Raw genomic sequence first — 15,763 nt, 5'->3', positions numbered from 1 at the left:
AACCTACGGATGCGCAATACGCCCTTTTGTATCGTGACTCAGTGCTTTGTTCAACTCAGCCTCGACATGACCAGGTGATCGAGTCTTCGCAGAGATCAATCGGTACATCGCAGGAATAACGAACAGGGTAACTAACGTCGCGAAGCCCATGCCGAAGAAGATAACCGTACCCACGGCCACACGACTTTCGTAGCCAGCTCCTGTAGACATAATCAAAGGGATTGCACCAGCAAGCGTCGTGAACGCCGTCATCATGATCGGACGAAGGCGACGCGCAGCCGCATCAATAATCGCTTTTTCAAACTCAATGCCACGGTCACGCAGTTGGTTAGCAAACTCAACGATCAAAATACCATTCTTGGTTACCATACCGATCAACATGATCATGCCGATCTGGCTGTAGATATTCATCCCTTGGCTCATCACAACTAAGCCAAGGAAGCCGCCAAATACCCCCATAGGTACAGTGAACATTACCACCAGTGGGTTAACGAAGCTTTCGAACTGCGCTGCCAGTACTAGGTATGCCACCAGCAATGCCAAGGCAAACACAACAGCAACACTGGCTTGGTTCTCTTTAAAGTCTTTTGACTCTCCCGAGTAACTTACTGAGATATCACCTGGTAGGTTATCAATCGCCTGTTGATCTAAGAAGTCGAGTGCTTCGCCTAAGGTGTAGCCTTCCGATAAGTTTGCAGTAATAGTGATCGACTTCTGTTTGTTGTAATGAGACAAACGAATTGATGCCGCGACTTCTTCTACCTTAGTAACGGTATCTAGAGTCACCAGTTCACCACTGTTAGTTCGCAAGTAGATCTGGCTTAAATCAGCCGCGTTGTTGAAGCTGTTTTCGTCACCACGTAGGTAGACATCATACTCCTCACCACGGTCAACATAGGTAGTTTCACTTTTACCACCCAGCATAATCTCCAAAGTATCTGAAATGTCTTTTACGCTAACGCCTAATTCTGCGGCACGGCGCGTATCAACCGATACAAGGAGCTCAGGCGTTTTCTCCGAATAGTCGATCTCTGCACCTTCCATCAGCGGGGATTCTTCGGCCTTGTTCTTCAGCATTTCCGCCCAGACTAAAAGCTCATCGTAGTCCGAACCACCTAATACAAACTGCACGGGTTCACTCGATCCACCGCGAAAACCCGGCATGAATGGGAACACACGCACATCTGGAATGCCCGCTAGTGATTTACGTACTTGATTCAAGGCATCTTGAGCGGTGACATCACGCTCATTCCAGTCTTCCAGAATCATGATCACGAAACCCGTTTGGTCACCAGCTTGCCCACCAAATGCCGGCGTTTGGATGCTGAATGATTTCAGGAAACCTTGGCCTAAAAGTGGCATCAAACGATCTTCTACAATGTCCATGTTAGCCGACATACGGTTGTAAGAAGTCGCATCCGCACCACGAACAAAGGCAAAGATAACACCACGGTCTTCTTGTGGGGTTAACTGTGCTGGTACTTGATTCATTAAGAAGTAACTGCCACCCATACAAGCAAGGATAACCAAAGGTGCTGCCCAACGAATCTTTAACGCTCCTTTAAGAGCAGCACGATAGCCGGCCTCTAGCTTAGCAAACAACTTATCAACCACTTGATTGAATCGGTTTGGTTTTACGTTCGCTTTTAGAATTTGACTGCCTAGCACTGGTGTCAGTGTTAGTGCAATCAACGAAGAAAAGATCACCGACATTGCCAGCAATACTGAAAACTCGGTAAATAACAAACCAACCATGCCATCCATAAAAGAAATCGGTAGGAACACCATCACCAGAACTAGCGTAGTTGCGATAACCGCAAAACCTACTTCTCGGGTACCTTTGTAAGCTGCCAATAGAGGAGACTCACCGCGTTCGATATGGTGGAAGATGTTCTCTACGACAACGATCGCATCATCCACTACCAGACCGATAGACAGGATAAGCGCCATTAAGGTAATCAGGTTGATAGAGAAGCCAAAGTAATAAGCGGCTATAAAGGAAGAAATGAGCGAGACTGGTACCGTTACAGCAGGGATCAATGTCGCACGAGCCTGACCGATAAAGATGTACAGCACCAGAATAACCAGGCCACCGGTAATAAATAGCGTACTGTATACCTCTGCAATAGAACGCTCGATAAATACCGTCGCGTCATAGTCAATCGCAAGACGAGTACCATCCGGCAAGAACTTCTGAATCTTATCGACTTCTGAGCGAACAGCTTTCGCCACTTCTAATGGGTTCGCATCTGATTGAGGGACAACGCCCAAACTGATGTTTACGACACCATCACTTTTAAAGGTCGAGTTCTCGTTCTCTGCACCGATGAAGACATCTGCTACGTCTTTTAAGTAAATTGGCGTGTTGTCGCTTGCACGTTTTACGACCAGATATTGAAAATCTTCTGGCGTGTTGTAAGTACGAGCTGTTCGCACTGACATAACAGTGGAGTCGTTACGTACCTCACCACCTGGGCTTTCCAAGTTCTCACTACGAAGTGCTGACGTAATATCTGAAGCGATCACCGAGCGCCCCGCCATCAAATCTGGTTTTAGCTTCACGTACATGACTTTGTACAAACCACCAGAAAGATCGATAGAACTTACGCCCGAGATTAGACTAAACCGATCCATGAGTACGCGCTCGGCATAATCCGTTAGCTGTGTTCGGTCCATCTCAGAAGAACTAAGGTTAATATAGAGGGAAGCTTCACCAGAGCCATTGTTTTTGTACACCACTGGGTCGTCAGCTTCATCTGGCAACGAGCGCTGAGCACGAGCAACCGCATCACGAACGTCACTTACCCCCGTATTGAGGTCATAACCTAACTCAAAAGTAATAGTGATACGCGACATACTGTTACGCGTCGTCGAACTGATTTCGTCTATACCACTGATGCCCGAAAGTTGGTCTTCCAACACTGAAGTGATTTGACTTTCGATAATGGTTGCTGAAGCACCTTCGTAACGTGTACTGATCGAGACCACTGGGCTTTCGATGTCTGGCATTTCACGTACTGCAAGTTTGGTAAACGACACAAAGCCGAATACACATAGCAGCATGCTCAATACCAGCGCGGCAACGGGGCGTTTTACGGAAACGTCAGAAAGTAACATTAGTTTGCTTCCTTAGCCGCTTTGCCTTGCGAGCCTTTCACACCTTGCTCACCACTTGCGTCAGCGGTTTTCACTTTGCCAGGTGCAACGATCTCTTTTACTTCTACGCCATCACGCATGTTCACAATGCCTTGCACGACGATCTTGTCACCGATATCAACACCAGATTCAATCACAACTTCATTATCTACACGTGCACCCAAGAGTACTTCTTGACGCTTCGCTTTGTTGTCTTCATCAATAACGTACACGAAACGCTTAGTACCTGAGTATTCCAGTGCTTGAACAGGGATAATTGGCGCTTCAATAGCAGGGAATACCAAAGACGCATTCATCAACATACCTGGTTTAAGGTGGCTTTCAGGATTGTCGAATTCAATACGAATACGTAGGTTCAGAGTTTCAGCACTGATACGAGTATCAATGCCTGTTACTTTACCGACAAAATCAACACCGTTCCAAGCGCTGGTCGTCGCGTGAACCTCCATACCAACAGATAACATCGATAGGTAACGCTCAGGTACTTGCAGGTCCAACTCCATTACCGATAGGTCATCCAAAGTCAGTAACTCAGAACCTGCACTGACCATTTTTCCTCGACTGAAATCAATAAAGCCAACCGTACCGGCAAAAGGAGCTGCAATATGAAGATCCGCTAAGTTGGCTTTTGCAGCATCAAGGCGCGCTTCTGCAATCTCTACACTGGCTTTTTGTGCATCAATTTCTGTTTGAGTGATCGCATTACGTTTCACCAGACGCTGAAATTCTTTTAACTTACGTTGCTCATCCTTTAAGTAAGCTTGTGCTTCTACTAAAGCCGCTTGTGCTTTATCGTCATTTAATAGAATAAGCAATTGGTCTTGCTGAACGTTTTGATTGGCTTTAACGGCGATCTGTTTCACCTTGCCAGCAACCTCTGAAGCAACAATGACTGATTCCGCAGCTTCAAGCTTGCCGATTAACGATAAAGACTGATTGATTTCATGCGTTTCTACTTGTTCAGTAACAACTGTTACTGCTGACGGTCCACGCTTTGCTGCGAAAGCTGCGGGTGAGGCCATCAATATAGAAAGCGTCAAAATGGATAAAGTGGCTTTCATGCTCATAATCGTAACTACTAAAGAATAAATGGATATTACTTAACTGCATACAGTTTATCAGTAGATACGTTGTATAACGTCAAGTAGTGTAAATTCCGGTAAATAGTAAGTTTCCTTTTTGTTTAAAGGACATACAAAACGCTGACTTTCTGCCATCTTTGCCCAAAAAGGCAGCATTCAACGTAAAAACGTAAGAAAAACGCTTTACAGCCGGAGCGAGTTTGCTATGATGCGCTCCGCACTTGAGAGATGTGTTGGGAAAACAAATCTTAAGTATAAAAATACCCTGGAGGGGTTCCCGAGTGGCCAAAGGGAGCAGACTGTAAATCTGCCGGCACTGCCTTCGATGGTTCGAATCCGTCCCCCTCCACCATATTCTTTCTTATGTTTATCCTTTGAACATGAGAACAACTTGGAAGCTAGGTTGGGAAACTAACATCTAAGTATAAAAATACCCTGGAGGGGTTCCCGAGTGGCCAAAGGGAGCAGACTGTAAATCTGCCGGCACTGCCTTCGATGGTTCGAATCCGTCCCCCTCCACCATATTCTTTCTTATGTTTATCCTTTGAACATGAGAACAACTTGGAAGCTAGGTTGGGAAACTAACATCTAAGTATAAAAATACCCTGGAGGGGTTCCCGAGTGGCCAAAGGGAGCAGACTGTAAATCTGCCGGCACTGCCTTCGATGGTTCGAATCCGTCCCCCTCCACCATATTCTTTCTTGTGTTTTTCCTTTGAACATGAGAACAACTTGGAAGCTAGGTTGGGAAACTAACATCTAAGTATAAAAATACCCTGGAGGGGTTCCCGAGTGGCCAAAGGGAGCAGACTGTAAATCTGCCGGCACTGCCTTCGATGGTTCGAATCCGTCCCCCTCCACCATATTCTTTCTTATGTTTATCCTTTGAACATGAGAACAACTTGGAAGCTAGGTTGGGAAACTAACATCTAAGTATAAAAATACCCTGGAGGGGTTCCCGAGTGGCCAAAGGGAGCAGACTGTAAATCTGCCGGCACTGCCTTCGATGGTTCGAATCCGTCCCCCTCCACCATATTCTTTCTTATGTTTATCCTTTGAACATGAGAACAACTTGGAAGCTAGGTTGGGAAACTAACATCTAAGTATAAAAATACCCTGGAGGGGTTCCCGAGTGGCCAAAGGGAGCAGACTGTAAATCTGCCGGCACTGCCTTCGATGGTTCGAATCCGTCCCCCTCCACCATATTGAATAAGCCAGCTCATTGAGCTGGCTTTTTTCGTTCTATCGCTATCGTTTTCAACTTTATCCCGGCGATCTCAGCTAAACTCTAGTCTCAGTAAAAAAGCTATGGTTCGTGATTTCCCGTTAAGTAATACGTTACCTAAGCACTCTTAGCTACCTCAATTTGAGAGAGCATTCAAGTCTGAGTCGATTTACTTCTGCCAATGGAATCAAGCTATTGCTCACCTTCATTAGTTCTATCTTCACTATTCCCTACTGCGTGGCTCTTCGTTTCCCTTATACCAACCCTATTTAGTTCGACTTCAACCGCTCACCATTCGTTTGATACGTTTAGATTCTCTGATCTACGGGCATAAAAAATCCCGCTCGAAAGCGGGATTTTATTAAGACTAAATTGAACGCTGTTGGTGATTAACCTTGAATACCAACAATCAACCAAGGTGCGTTTGGCACGGTTAGGTCACGCTCTAGGTGCCAGATATCTTCGATGTCTTCTTCGATACCTTCCTCAGCATCACGGTAACGACCACTGAACTGTAGGCTAAGCTGTGCTTTGTTCGCGTCATAATCAGCACGAACGATTTCAGCGTCTACATACATCACATCAGTGTGTTGCTCGCCTTCCAGCTTCGCACGCTCTGCCTTCAAGTCTTCAAATAAGCTTGGAGAAACGTACTCTTCAATGGTGTGCAGTTGGTTGTGGTTCCATGCACCCTGCAGAATTCGGTAATGCTCACGAGAGCCGTTAATGAATGCCGCTTGGTCAAAACCCGGTGGGAAGTTGTGTGGTACATCAGTTTGAGCACCGAAACCGCCAAAACCACCAGCGTTTGTGTTTGGTTGCTGCTCAAAGTTCTGCATGTTTGGTTGCTCGAACTTAGAAGCGTTACCGCCAAATGCTGGCTGTTGACGATGCTGATTCATACTGCCCTGCTTTGCGCCAAGCATGCCTCGCATCAGTTTGAAGATCACAAATGCAATCAAACCGATGATTAGGATATCCATGAACTGGATGCCTTCGAACGCACCACCAAAGAATGCGGCCAATAAACCACCAGCTAGAAGACCGCCCAGTAAACCACCCATCAAGCCTTTTTTGCTCGATGTCTTAGCACCTTGTTCTTTACCGATGGTATTTGTATTTTGTTGCTGCTGTTTAGGAGCAGGCGCGGTTTTGTAACTCTTACCAAAAGATTTACCACCACCGAACTTCTTCGCTTCCGCGATAGGCGTTACGGCAACGGTAAACATCAGTAAAGCAACAATCGAAAATAAACGTTTCATCGTTATCCTTAAAATTGACGATAAGTATCTAAGTATATGCATCCGACCGTCTGAGCACTTTGTAATCTCAAGCAGTAGCACGCCAAAGATGAATATGGAATCATCATACTCGCTATAATAAAACAATGAAACTATCTACATGATCCGACATGTATCAGAATATTGCCAAACTCATAGGTTTCTGACGCGATTGCCTTATTGACGCCTATTACCTAGCTGTCTATCATATTGAACAATGTTCAATATGTAGTATTAAATTATGGCGCGCAGAAACGATCACACCCGAGAAGAATTGGTAAATTTAACTCTTTCCACTGTCCAAGAATTTTTGGCGGAAAACTCATACCACGATCTCAGCCTTCGTAAGATCGCGAACATGATTGGCTATGTACCGAGTACCTTAGTTAATGTTTTTGGTAACTACAACCTGCTACTTTTGCATGTAGTGGCACAAACACTTGATGAGCTGCAGCAACAAGCAACAAAGGCAACTAAAAACAGCAAGGATTCACATCAGGCGCTTTTTCAGCTCGCTTATTGTTATCACGATTTTGCTCAACAGAACCCATACCGCTGGCAGTTAGTGTTCGAACACAATATGAATGGCGCCGAACTCCCTGAGTGGCATGCTAAACGCATCGACGGTATGACAGGCATGCTAGAAGCCTTGCTAGCTGCGATTGCTCCTCAAAGGACAGAGCAAGAAGTGCTACAAGCAAGCCGAGTATTATGGTCTGGTGTACATGGTATCACCCTACTTAGCGTGGATGATAAGTTCTTCTCTTCTGAGCCTATCGACGGAAAAGAGCTGATCGACAACTTGCTCTCTAATTATTTAATGAACTGGTAATAAAGGATTATTCATGTCACCTGACAGCCAGTCGTCTCTACTTAGACAGCAAAAGTTTCTTCCCTATTTTGTTACCCAGTTTTTTGGCGCTTTCAACGACAACATATTCAAAAATGTACTGCTGCTGTTTGTTGCTTTTGCTGGTTCTAGCGCGCTCCCGATCTCTAGCAACTTGTTCATCAACCTTGCTGCGGGGCTATTTATTCTGCCTTTCTTCTTATTCTCCGCATCCGCTGGGGTACTAGCAGATAAGTATGAGAAGTCGTGGTTTATCCGCAAAGTAAAGCTGTTCGAAATAGGCATCATGTTGTTGGGAGCGATTGGCTTTATTACTGAGAGCTACGGCGTGCTCCTTTTACTTCTGTTCTTGATGGGGACGCAATCTGCGTTCTTTGGTCCGGTCAAATACGCACTGCTTCCTCAGCAACTCAACGAAAAAGAACTGGTTCCTGGTAACGCCTTAGTCGAAGCCGGTACGTTTATCGCGATTTTGGTCGGTACGCTTGGCGCAGGTCTTATCGCATCTGCAGACAATGCCAAATATCTTGCCGCATTCTGCGTCGTTATCTTCGCTGTACTAGGCTATCTCTCTAGCCGCTTTATTCCCTTCGCCTCAGCTGGCGCACCAGATATTCAATTTAAGTGGCAACCCTACAAGCAAACCAAACTCACACTTTCTATTGCGAAGTCTGATCGAATTGTCTTCCAATGTATCATGGCTATTAGTTGGTTCTGGTTCTTAGGCGCGGCTTATCTGACTCAGTTCCCTAACTTCACTAAGGTGTATTTGAATGGCACCGAAAGTGCGGTTTCTTTCCTTCTAGCGCTATTCTCTGTAGGTATTGCGGTTGGCTCCATGGCGTGTAATTGGCTCTCCAATCATCGTATTGAAGTCGGCATAGTACCAATTGGTGCTTTGGGTATTACAATATTTGGTTTCTTGATGGCGACATCGATCCCAACCGACTTACCCCGCTTCCACACATTCGCTGAATTTGTTAGCTATGAGGCATTCTGGTCGCTGTTCTTTTACTTATTGATGATCGGGGTCTCCGGCGGTCTCTTTATCGTTCCGTTATACGCCTTAATGCAACACAGAGCAAAAGAAACTGAACGAGCGCAAGTCATTGCGGGCTTAAACATCTTTAACTCTCTCTTTATGGTGGGCAGTGCAGTTTTAGGCATTGTTTGTTTGAGCGTGCTTGAGATGAGCATACCTCAACTGTTCGCACTTCTGGCGATTCTTAACTTCCTCGTTGCAACATACATCTTTCTACAGATCCCTATCTTTGTAGTGCGCTTCGTGATGTGGGTGGTAACCCATACTATTTACCGAGTAAAACACAAGAACTTACACCACCTTCCAGAACACGGTGGGGCGTTGATCGTCTGTAACCATGTCAGTTTTATGGACTCGCTACTGTTAAGTGCAGTTTGCCCACGCCTAATTCGCTTTGTAATGGAAGAAGACTATGCCAACCTCCCTCCACTAAGACGCTTCCTTCGTCGAGCAGGAGTGATTCCTATCTCAGCCAGCAATCGAACCTCTATTCGCAGAGCTTTCAGCGATGTTGAAAAAGCATTGAGCGAAGGTCATATTGTCTGCATCTTCCCTGAAGGACGTTTGACAGCAGATGGAGAGATGAATGAATTTATGCGCGGTATTGATATCATTCTTCGCCGTAGCCCTGTTCCTGTCATTCCGATGGCATTGAAAGGCTTGTGGGGCAGTTACTTTAGCCGAGCGAAAGGTCGTGCATGTAAGGGGCTTCCAACACGTTTCTGGTCCAAACTGGAAATAGAAGCGGGAACGCCAGTCGATCCAAAACAAGCCAGTGCACAAGCCATGTTTGAGAAAGTAAAAGCACTCCGCGGAGACTGGCGTTAAATTCAAACAAGTATTTTCATATTCTTGAACATGCGTTTAGTTTTAGTGAACGCATGTTCAATTCATTAAGACTTTCTGACCCAAAGCGTTACTGTATACTCCACGCTTTAACTCACAACCACGAACGACACCCTTGAATACAAAGAATATCCCCTTTGGGTTGGCACTGCTGTTTTGTTTGACCCCTTTTGTGTCCTCTCCTATTGCGCTTGTGATCGGTTTTCTATTGGCGAGCTTCAGCCTAGTACCGACCGAACTTCCTATTGCCTCTTTTACTAAGAAGCTGCTTTCCTATTCGATCATTGGCTTAGGCTTCGGCATTCACTTTGAGCAGGCTCTCGCCGTCACCTCTGATGGCATTGGTCTGATCATTGCAACCATTCTCGGAACACTGGTGATCGGCATGATGATCGCGAAGGCCATTAAGCTAGAGCGCACCACAGCCTACCTAATCGCTTCTGGTACTGCGATTTGTGGTGGTAGCGCGATTGCCGCTGTCGCGCCTGCGATCAAAGCAAAAGATGAACAAATTGGCTTAGCTCTAGCGACGGTTTTTGTGCTCAACTCGCTGGCGCTGTTTATCTTCCCTGTGATTGGTCACGCTGTTGGCTTGGATCAGCACACGTTCGGAACGTGGGCCGCGATTGCAATTCACGATACCTCTTCCGTTGTGGGTGCGGCATCTGCCTACGGTGAAGAAGCATTGACTACCGCAACAACATTGAAGCTTGCTCGCGCATTGTGGATCATTCCTGTCGCGCTAGTGAGTGCTGTGATTTTTTCCCGTGGAAACGGTGAGGAAGGCAAGAGTAAGTTAGTGATTCCTTACTTCATTTTCTGGTACTGCGCTGCGATTGCATTCAGCGACTTCTTCCCACAATTTGAAGTGATGTACCAAGGCATTTTTGCCATTGCTAAGCAAGCCCTTGTGGTGTGTCTGTTCTTGATTGGTTGCAGTATTTCAGTATCGAAACTGAAGTCAGCAGGCGCAAAACCGCTGATGTTTGGTGTAACGCTATGGGTACTGATTTCAACAACCTCGCTTGGCTGGCTTCTTTTCAGCTAAACCTTGATTGATTTTATCTGGCTGAGTTGACTTCGCTTTTTGTACACTTTGGCTTCTGTGTACCAACACTAAAGCAATCGCAACCAGAAAGGCGGTTAACTCAGCCAACGAGCGCGTTAAGCCCTCAGTGCTGACAGCAACGCCGATTTGCAATAACACCGCTGCCGCTAACGCTAATTTGATCATCCTGAACCTTATGCTTTATTCCTTAACCTTTGAGCATGATTATAATTCAGAGTTATAAGGATACGAAATTCCCTTTTCGACTAATTCATTGCGAAATCAACTAAGTTGACTTTCTATCCAAGAGATAAAGGTTTTCACTTTAGGTCGGTGCTCGTAGCCTGAAGGGCAAATTAAGTCGTAACCCAACTGGGTATCCATCATCGGATAAGGGCTGACCAACTCACCTTTATCTAAAAAATCTTTCACGAATCGATAGCGCCCCATCGCGACCCCGACGTGATTTCTTGCCGCTAGCATCGCCATATCACGGTGACTTACGCAGTAAAAATGCTGAAAAATATCAATATCCAGCTCCATATAAGTAACCCATCGCTGCCATACATCCGAACCGAGAGCATGAATAAAGTTAATCCGTCGGAGTGACTTCATACCATCTTCCAGAATATTCAGTTCCTTCATGTACTGAGGCGTACAGACCGGAATGTACTTTTCGCCAAATAGTCGCTGACGATACACATCGACCAAATGGTCCGTATCGTAAAAAATGGCTACATCAATCTGGTTGGTCACCAAATCAAGTTGGTTTTCTTGCGCGAAAAGGTTGAGGTTAAAACCCGGGAAATGACGTTGGAAATCCGCAATACGAGGCATCAGCCACCCATTCAAAAACCCCGGTGATGCAGCAATGTTTAATTCACCCACCAAGTCCGTCGACTTAATCTCTTCAATCTCATTAAAAATGGTACTGAGTGACGTAGATAACGTTTTTTGAAATCGATGCCCTTCTGATGTCAGTTCGAGTTTGCGGGTGCCTCGAACAAACAGAGAGAAACCAAGCTCCTGTTCTAAGACTTTGATGCGATGGCTTACGGCTCCTTGAGTTAAGTGCAGCTCTTTTGCTGCCTGCGTAAAGCTAAGATGCTTCGCTGCGATGCTAAAGGTATGAAGGTTTCGAAGCAGTAACTGTTGGTTTGCCATGATCGACCATGCATTAAAAATATTAATTCATGATAGTAGTGAATTCGTTTGTTTGCGTCGATAATTAAGTTTCAAATAGCCCTTAGAAACTTAATAAAAACGTCACTTTCAAACATAGATCATGTTTTAGGTGGCATTAAAATTATAGGGGCAAATATGAATATACTCGGCTACATGCAAAAAGTCGGTAAGGCATTAATGGTTCCGGTAGCGACCTTACCCGCTGCGGCAATCTTAATGGGGATTGGCTACTGGATAGATCCGGTCGGCTGGGGTTCTGAGAGTGTTTTGGCGGCATTTCTCATTAAATCAGGCGGAGCCATCATCGATAACATGGCGATACTGTTCGCCGTCGGCGTTGCATTTGGATTAAGTAAAGACAAAAACGGCTCAGCAGCACTGTCTGGCTTCATCTGCTTTATGGTACTGACTACGCTACTAGCGCCGGGTGCCGTTACACAGCTAATGGATGTCGCTGCAGATGAAGTGCCGGATGCCTTCAACAAAATCAACAACCAGTTCATCGGTATCTTGGTGGGTATTATCTCCGCTGAAATCTACAACCGTTACTCCGGAGTCGAGCTACCAAAAGCGCTGGCGTTCTTTAGTGGCAAACGCCTAGTTCCTATCCTCACCTCTATCGCAGGTATGGCGTTGGCTTTTGTTCTGCTTTACGTATGGCCTGTGATTTACGATGCATTAATTATTTTCGGAACCAAACTTGAATCCATGGGGGCAGTTGGCGCGGGTTTATTTGGTTTCTTTAACCGTCTGATGCTAACAATCGGTATGCACCACGCACTTTACCCAGTCTTCTGGTTTGATGTGGTAGGTATCAACGACATTCCAAACTTCTTAGGCGGCGCACAGTCTATTGCTAACGGCACTGCTGTAGTTGGCCAGACGGGTATGTACCAAGCAGGTTTCTTTCCAATCATGATGTTTGGTCTGCCGGGCGCTGCACTTGCGATTTATCACTGTGCTGATAAACAAAACAAAACCAAAGTGTTCTCAATCATGTTGGCTGCGGCAATGGCGTCCTTCTTCACTGGTATTACAGAGCCTCTAGAGTTCAGCTTTATGTTCCTAGCGCCAGTGCTGTACCTGATTCACGCGGTACTGACTGGTATCTCAATGTACATTGCAGCAAGCATGCAGTGGATGGCGGGCTTTGGTTTCTCAGCAGGTTTTGTTGACTTCGTACTCTCAAGCCAAAACCCACTGGCAACCAAATGGTACATGCTGATCCCACAAGGTTTAGTCTTCTTTGCGATTTACTACAGTGTATTCCGCTTCGCAATCATCAAGTTCAACCTGCGAACACCAGGTCGTGGCGAAGACATGGAAAAAGAAGTGACTGAGAACGTTGGCGAGCTTGCAAAAGACTACATTGCAGCGATTGGCGGTGCAGACAACATCCTAGAAGTGGACAACTGCATTACTCGTTTACGTCTAACCGTTAAGGATTCATCGCTGGCTGACGAGGCAAAACTGAAACAACTCGGCGCAGCAGGCGTGGTTTGTATTGGTAAAGGCGGTTTACAAGTGATCATCGGTCTAGGAAAAGTAGATAAGGTAGCTGAGCAGATGAAACTCGCGCTCGCTAATTAAAGAATTGTGGTGACTCACCATCACCACATCCCCCTGAAGTGCAATAACGCTTAGTCACCGTTTTGCACTTCATTTTTTAACCAGTCTTTCACCGCTTTGCGCGAGATTTTGATTCCCCCACCCAACAGGGTTTGAGGCATTGCGTAATACGCCACTGGCCATTTGAATTTTTCTAGCTTAGTTTGCAAATGTTGTTCGTATTGCTCTTTGTCCAGTAACGACTCTGTTTGAATCACAGCCACTGGTCGGTGTCCAAACTCCACATCCTCTACTGGCACAACAATACTCTGTGAAATACTCTCAATTTGGTTCAGTACCGCTTCAATTTCTTCACAGTGAACATTCTCACCGCCAGAGATAAATTGATTGTCTGCTCGACCAATGATCTTGAGTTCGTCGCCTTGCCACTTTCCGAGATCCTTACTGTCGAACCAACCATTTTCATTCAGAAGTGAGGTAACTGAGCCTTGCTTGAAATAGCCCGCCGCTAGCGTCTGCCCACCGATATAAATACGCTCTTCCACCAGCTTAATATCGCGATTTCGTAATAGGTGGCCCGCGTTACTAATGCTATCGATTTGCTTTGCAGTTACAGTAGAAGCCGCTTCTGTCATACCATAGCCTAGCCAAGTTTCAATGCCTTGCTGCGTTGCTCGCAAAGCGAGTTCGTGCGCTACATGACTACCGCCCAGTAAGACATGCGTGAGAGACAGTTTGACTTCATCATCCAGTAAACGCTTAAGCTGGGTCGCGACTAAAGAAGCGTGAGAGACACCAAGAATATCATCAGCAAGATTTCCGCCCCCCACTTTGAGTGTTGCACCAGCAAATAGCCAGCGATAGACAATCGCCAAGCCTGACACGTGGTAAAGCGGCAAGGAAAGCAGCCAAGTACCTTGATGGTTGAATTGGAATTCGCTTAACAGACCTTGAGCAGAAGCCAGGTGCTGACGATGAGTATGCACCACGGCTTTAGGGGTGCCTGTCGAGCCAGAGGTAAACACAATAGACGCTAAAGCATCATGTGCGTAGCCTTCGTTTGAAGTGCCAACGTCACTTTGCGATTCGTTATCCAGAGTCGAAAGCTGGATGATACATAGTTGCGATAACTGCTGTTCAGAGTAGCCACTGGCAGCACCATCTGCAAACCACACAAAACGTTGTTGAGTTGGCTTATATAGCGTCGTTAGCTTACCTGAAAGCGCATCAAAAGGCTGCGGCATGGTCAACGCAGTGATTGCGCCGCTCTGCTGAGCGGCAAGATAAAACCACAAGGTTTCAACTTGGTTCTTACCGACTAGCGTCACCACGTCTCCACTCGCGACACCTCGTTGTTGAAGGTAGCGAGAATACAAGTCAACACGAGCAGTCAATTGCTGCCAGTTAACTTGCTCTTTGATTGTCTCAAGCGCAATAGAAAAAGGGCTCACTTGAGCCCAGTATTTCCATGGTGCAATCGCAATAGTATCTATGCTGAATGCCACACTAACTCCTGCTCTGAAAGCGGAATAACTGGAAGTTCACACTTCGGCCAACCCTGCTCTAGCTGCGCTTTGAACAAACCAATAGTATCCAGACCTGGGATCTCATTAGGTAGTTGCCATTGCGCTAAGCGAGCAAGCTGGTTCAGGCCAAGGCTTGATTCAATGCTCGAACTGATCACCGCTTTGATACCCAACGTCTTCGCCTTTTCAATCAGCTTAATACAGAAATCAACCGAGCCGATCAGCGTTGGCTTAATGATGATGGTCTTCACACCGGTAAGGTCTTCTAAGCTGAAGTCTTCACGGCGAACCGCATCTTGCAATGTTTCATCCCACGCGATTGCAATACCCGTATTGATTGCAAAAGACAGGCTATCACCCGGAGAGCGGCATGGCTCTTCCAAGAAGGTAATGCGCTGGCGTAATGATGGTGCAATGTACTTAGCAAACTGCTGTGCTTTTTCTGGTGTCCAAGCACGGTTTGCATCAAGACGAAGCGTCAACTGGGGAATCGACTCAAGGAACAAGTTCACCAGCATACCGTCGCGAATCGGTTCGTATAAACCCACTTTTACTTTCGCGACTTTTTCGCCTTCCATTTCGTTCAGTTTCGGGATCAGATCGTCTGGATCACCGTTACACAGAGGGGCGACTTGGTACTTACCTTGTGCAGGTAAACCGCCTTCAAGCTCCAACTGAGCCATAGACAGACCAAACGCAACCGATGGATACATGTGGTTGTAATCTAAAGGCAAGTTTGCCACCCAGCGCTCTGCTTGCGCTTGCAGCTGAATACCCGCTTCCTCAGTGCCTTCTAGGCTAAAGCCAACCAAAGGGGCAACTTCACCACGACCAAACTTGTCACCGTCCGTTAATTCAAGGATATAACCTTTACGTTCCGTCAGCTTGTTATCACGCAGTATTACGCCGCTGTCCATTGGTAGGCAGTAACGGTAAATCTTCGCTTTACGCATAA

Annotated in this window: 11 protein-coding genes and 6 tRNA genes; 10 read left to right on the top strand and 7 right to left on the bottom strand. The window is 46.1% G+C overall.

Annotated features, from left to right (window positions below):
• Positions 1-3 precede the first annotated feature (3 nt).
• Positions 4-3,117, bottom strand: coding sequence for a multidrug efflux RND transporter permease subunit VmeF (gene vmeF, locus J4N37_RS04625; protein ID WP_010447066.1), 3,114 nt, complete (start codon positions 3,115-3,117; stop codon positions 4-6).
• Positions 3,117-4,223, bottom strand: a complete 1,107-nt coding sequence (locus tag J4N37_RS04620) for an efflux RND transporter periplasmic adaptor subunit (RefSeq protein WP_252041772.1) — start codon at positions 4,221-4,223, stop codon at positions 3,117-3,119. Before J4N37_RS04620 ends, vmeF begins: the two co-directional genes overlap by 1 nt.
• Positions 4,224-4,505: 282 nt before the next feature.
• On the opposite strand from J4N37_RS04620, the gene J4N37_RS04615 reads away from it, so the two are divergent.
• From J4N37_RS04615 to J4N37_RS04590, 6 genes are all read left to right on the top strand, one after another.
• Positions 4,506-4,590, top strand: a tRNA-Tyr gene (locus J4N37_RS04615).
• Between the two features lie 85 nt (positions 4,591-4,675).
• Positions 4,676-4,760 (top strand) — tRNA-Tyr (locus tag J4N37_RS04610).
• Positions 4,761-4,845: 85 nt separating this feature from the next.
• Positions 4,846-4,930, top strand: a tRNA-Tyr gene (locus J4N37_RS04605).
• Between the two features lie 85 nt (positions 4,931-5,015).
• Positions 5,016-5,100, top strand: a tRNA-Tyr gene (locus tag J4N37_RS04600).
• A gap of 85 nt (positions 5,101-5,185) precedes the next feature.
• Positions 5,186-5,270 (top strand) — tRNA-Tyr (locus J4N37_RS04595).
• Between the two features lie 85 nt (positions 5,271-5,355).
• Positions 5,356-5,440: transfer RNA gene (locus J4N37_RS04590), tRNA-Tyr, on the top strand.
• A 411-nt stretch (positions 5,441-5,851) separates the two neighbouring features.
• On the opposite strand, the gene J4N37_RS04585 is transcribed toward J4N37_RS04590, so the two are convergent.
• Positions 5,852-6,724, bottom strand: a complete 873-nt coding sequence (locus J4N37_RS04585) for a Tim44 domain-containing protein (protein WP_010447046.1) — start codon at positions 6,722-6,724, stop codon at positions 5,852-5,854.
• A gap of 259 nt (positions 6,725-6,983) precedes the next feature.
• Here J4N37_RS04585 and J4N37_RS04580 point away from each other — a divergent pair, with 259 nt between their 5' ends.
• The 3 genes from J4N37_RS04580 (at position 6,984) to J4N37_RS04570 (ending at position 10,528) form a co-directional block, all read left to right on the top strand.
• The gene (locus tag J4N37_RS04580; protein ID WP_010447044.1) at positions 6,984-7,574 is read left to right on the top strand and encodes a TetR/AcrR family transcriptional regulator; all 591 of its coding nucleotides are present in this window, start codon (positions 6,984-6,986) and stop codon (positions 7,572-7,574) included.
• Positions 7,575-7,587: 13 nt separating this feature from the next.
• Positions 7,588-9,462: an MFS transporter gene (locus J4N37_RS04575; protein ID WP_252041771.1), complete on the top strand. Its 1,875-nt coding sequence runs from the start codon at positions 7,588-7,590 to the stop codon at positions 9,460-9,462.
• 133 nt (positions 9,463-9,595) lie between these two features.
• Positions 9,596-10,528 carry a YeiH family protein gene (locus tag J4N37_RS04570; protein ID WP_503048310.1) on the top strand — a complete coding sequence of 311 codons (933 nt, stop codon included), beginning with the start codon at positions 9,596-9,598 and terminating at the stop codon, positions 10,526-10,528.
• Here J4N37_RS04570 and J4N37_RS04565 read toward each other — a convergent pair.
• Positions 10,493-10,714, bottom strand: a complete 222-nt coding sequence (locus tag J4N37_RS04565; protein ID WP_252041770.1) for a hypothetical protein — start codon at positions 10,712-10,714, stop codon at positions 10,493-10,495. The genes J4N37_RS04570 and J4N37_RS04565 overlap by 36 nt on opposite strands.
• 96 nt (positions 10,715-10,810) lie before the next feature.
• A complete protein-coding gene (locus J4N37_RS04560; RefSeq protein ID WP_252041769.1) occupies positions 10,811-11,692 on the bottom strand; it encodes a LysR substrate-binding domain-containing protein in 882 nt (293 codons plus the stop codon).
• Between the two features lie 156 nt (positions 11,693-11,848).
• Between J4N37_RS04560 and nagE the strand changes: the two genes are divergently transcribed.
• Positions 11,849-13,303, top strand: a complete 1,455-nt coding sequence (gene nagE, locus J4N37_RS04555) for an N-acetylglucosamine-specific PTS transporter subunit IIBC (RefSeq protein ID WP_252041767.1) — start codon at positions 11,849-11,851, stop codon at positions 13,301-13,303.
• Between the two features lie 50 nt (positions 13,304-13,353).
• Here the strand turns inward: nagE and menE are convergent, their stop codons facing one another.
• Both menE and menC read right to left on the bottom strand, forming a co-directional pair.
• Positions 13,354-14,787 carry an o-succinylbenzoate--CoA ligase gene (menE, locus tag J4N37_RS04550; RefSeq protein WP_252041766.1) on the bottom strand — a complete coding sequence of 478 codons (1,434 nt, stop codon included), beginning with the start codon at positions 14,785-14,787 and terminating at the stop codon, positions 13,354-13,356.
• On the bottom strand, positions 14,772-15,761 hold the full coding sequence (menC, locus tag J4N37_RS04545; RefSeq protein ID WP_252041765.1) for an o-succinylbenzoate synthase: 990 nt from the start codon (positions 15,759-15,761) through the stop codon (positions 14,772-14,774). Before menC ends, menE begins: the two co-directional genes overlap by 16 nt.
• Positions 15,762-15,763 lie beyond the last annotated feature (2 nt).

This window comes from Vibrio sp. SCSIO 43153 (assembly GCF_023716625.1).
Lineage (GTDB): Bacteria > Pseudomonadota > Gammaproteobacteria > Enterobacterales > Vibrionaceae > Vibrio > Vibrio rotiferianus.
The sequence above is the reverse complement of the archived record's forward strand: the minus strand, read 5'-3'. Positions and strand labels throughout refer to the sequence as shown.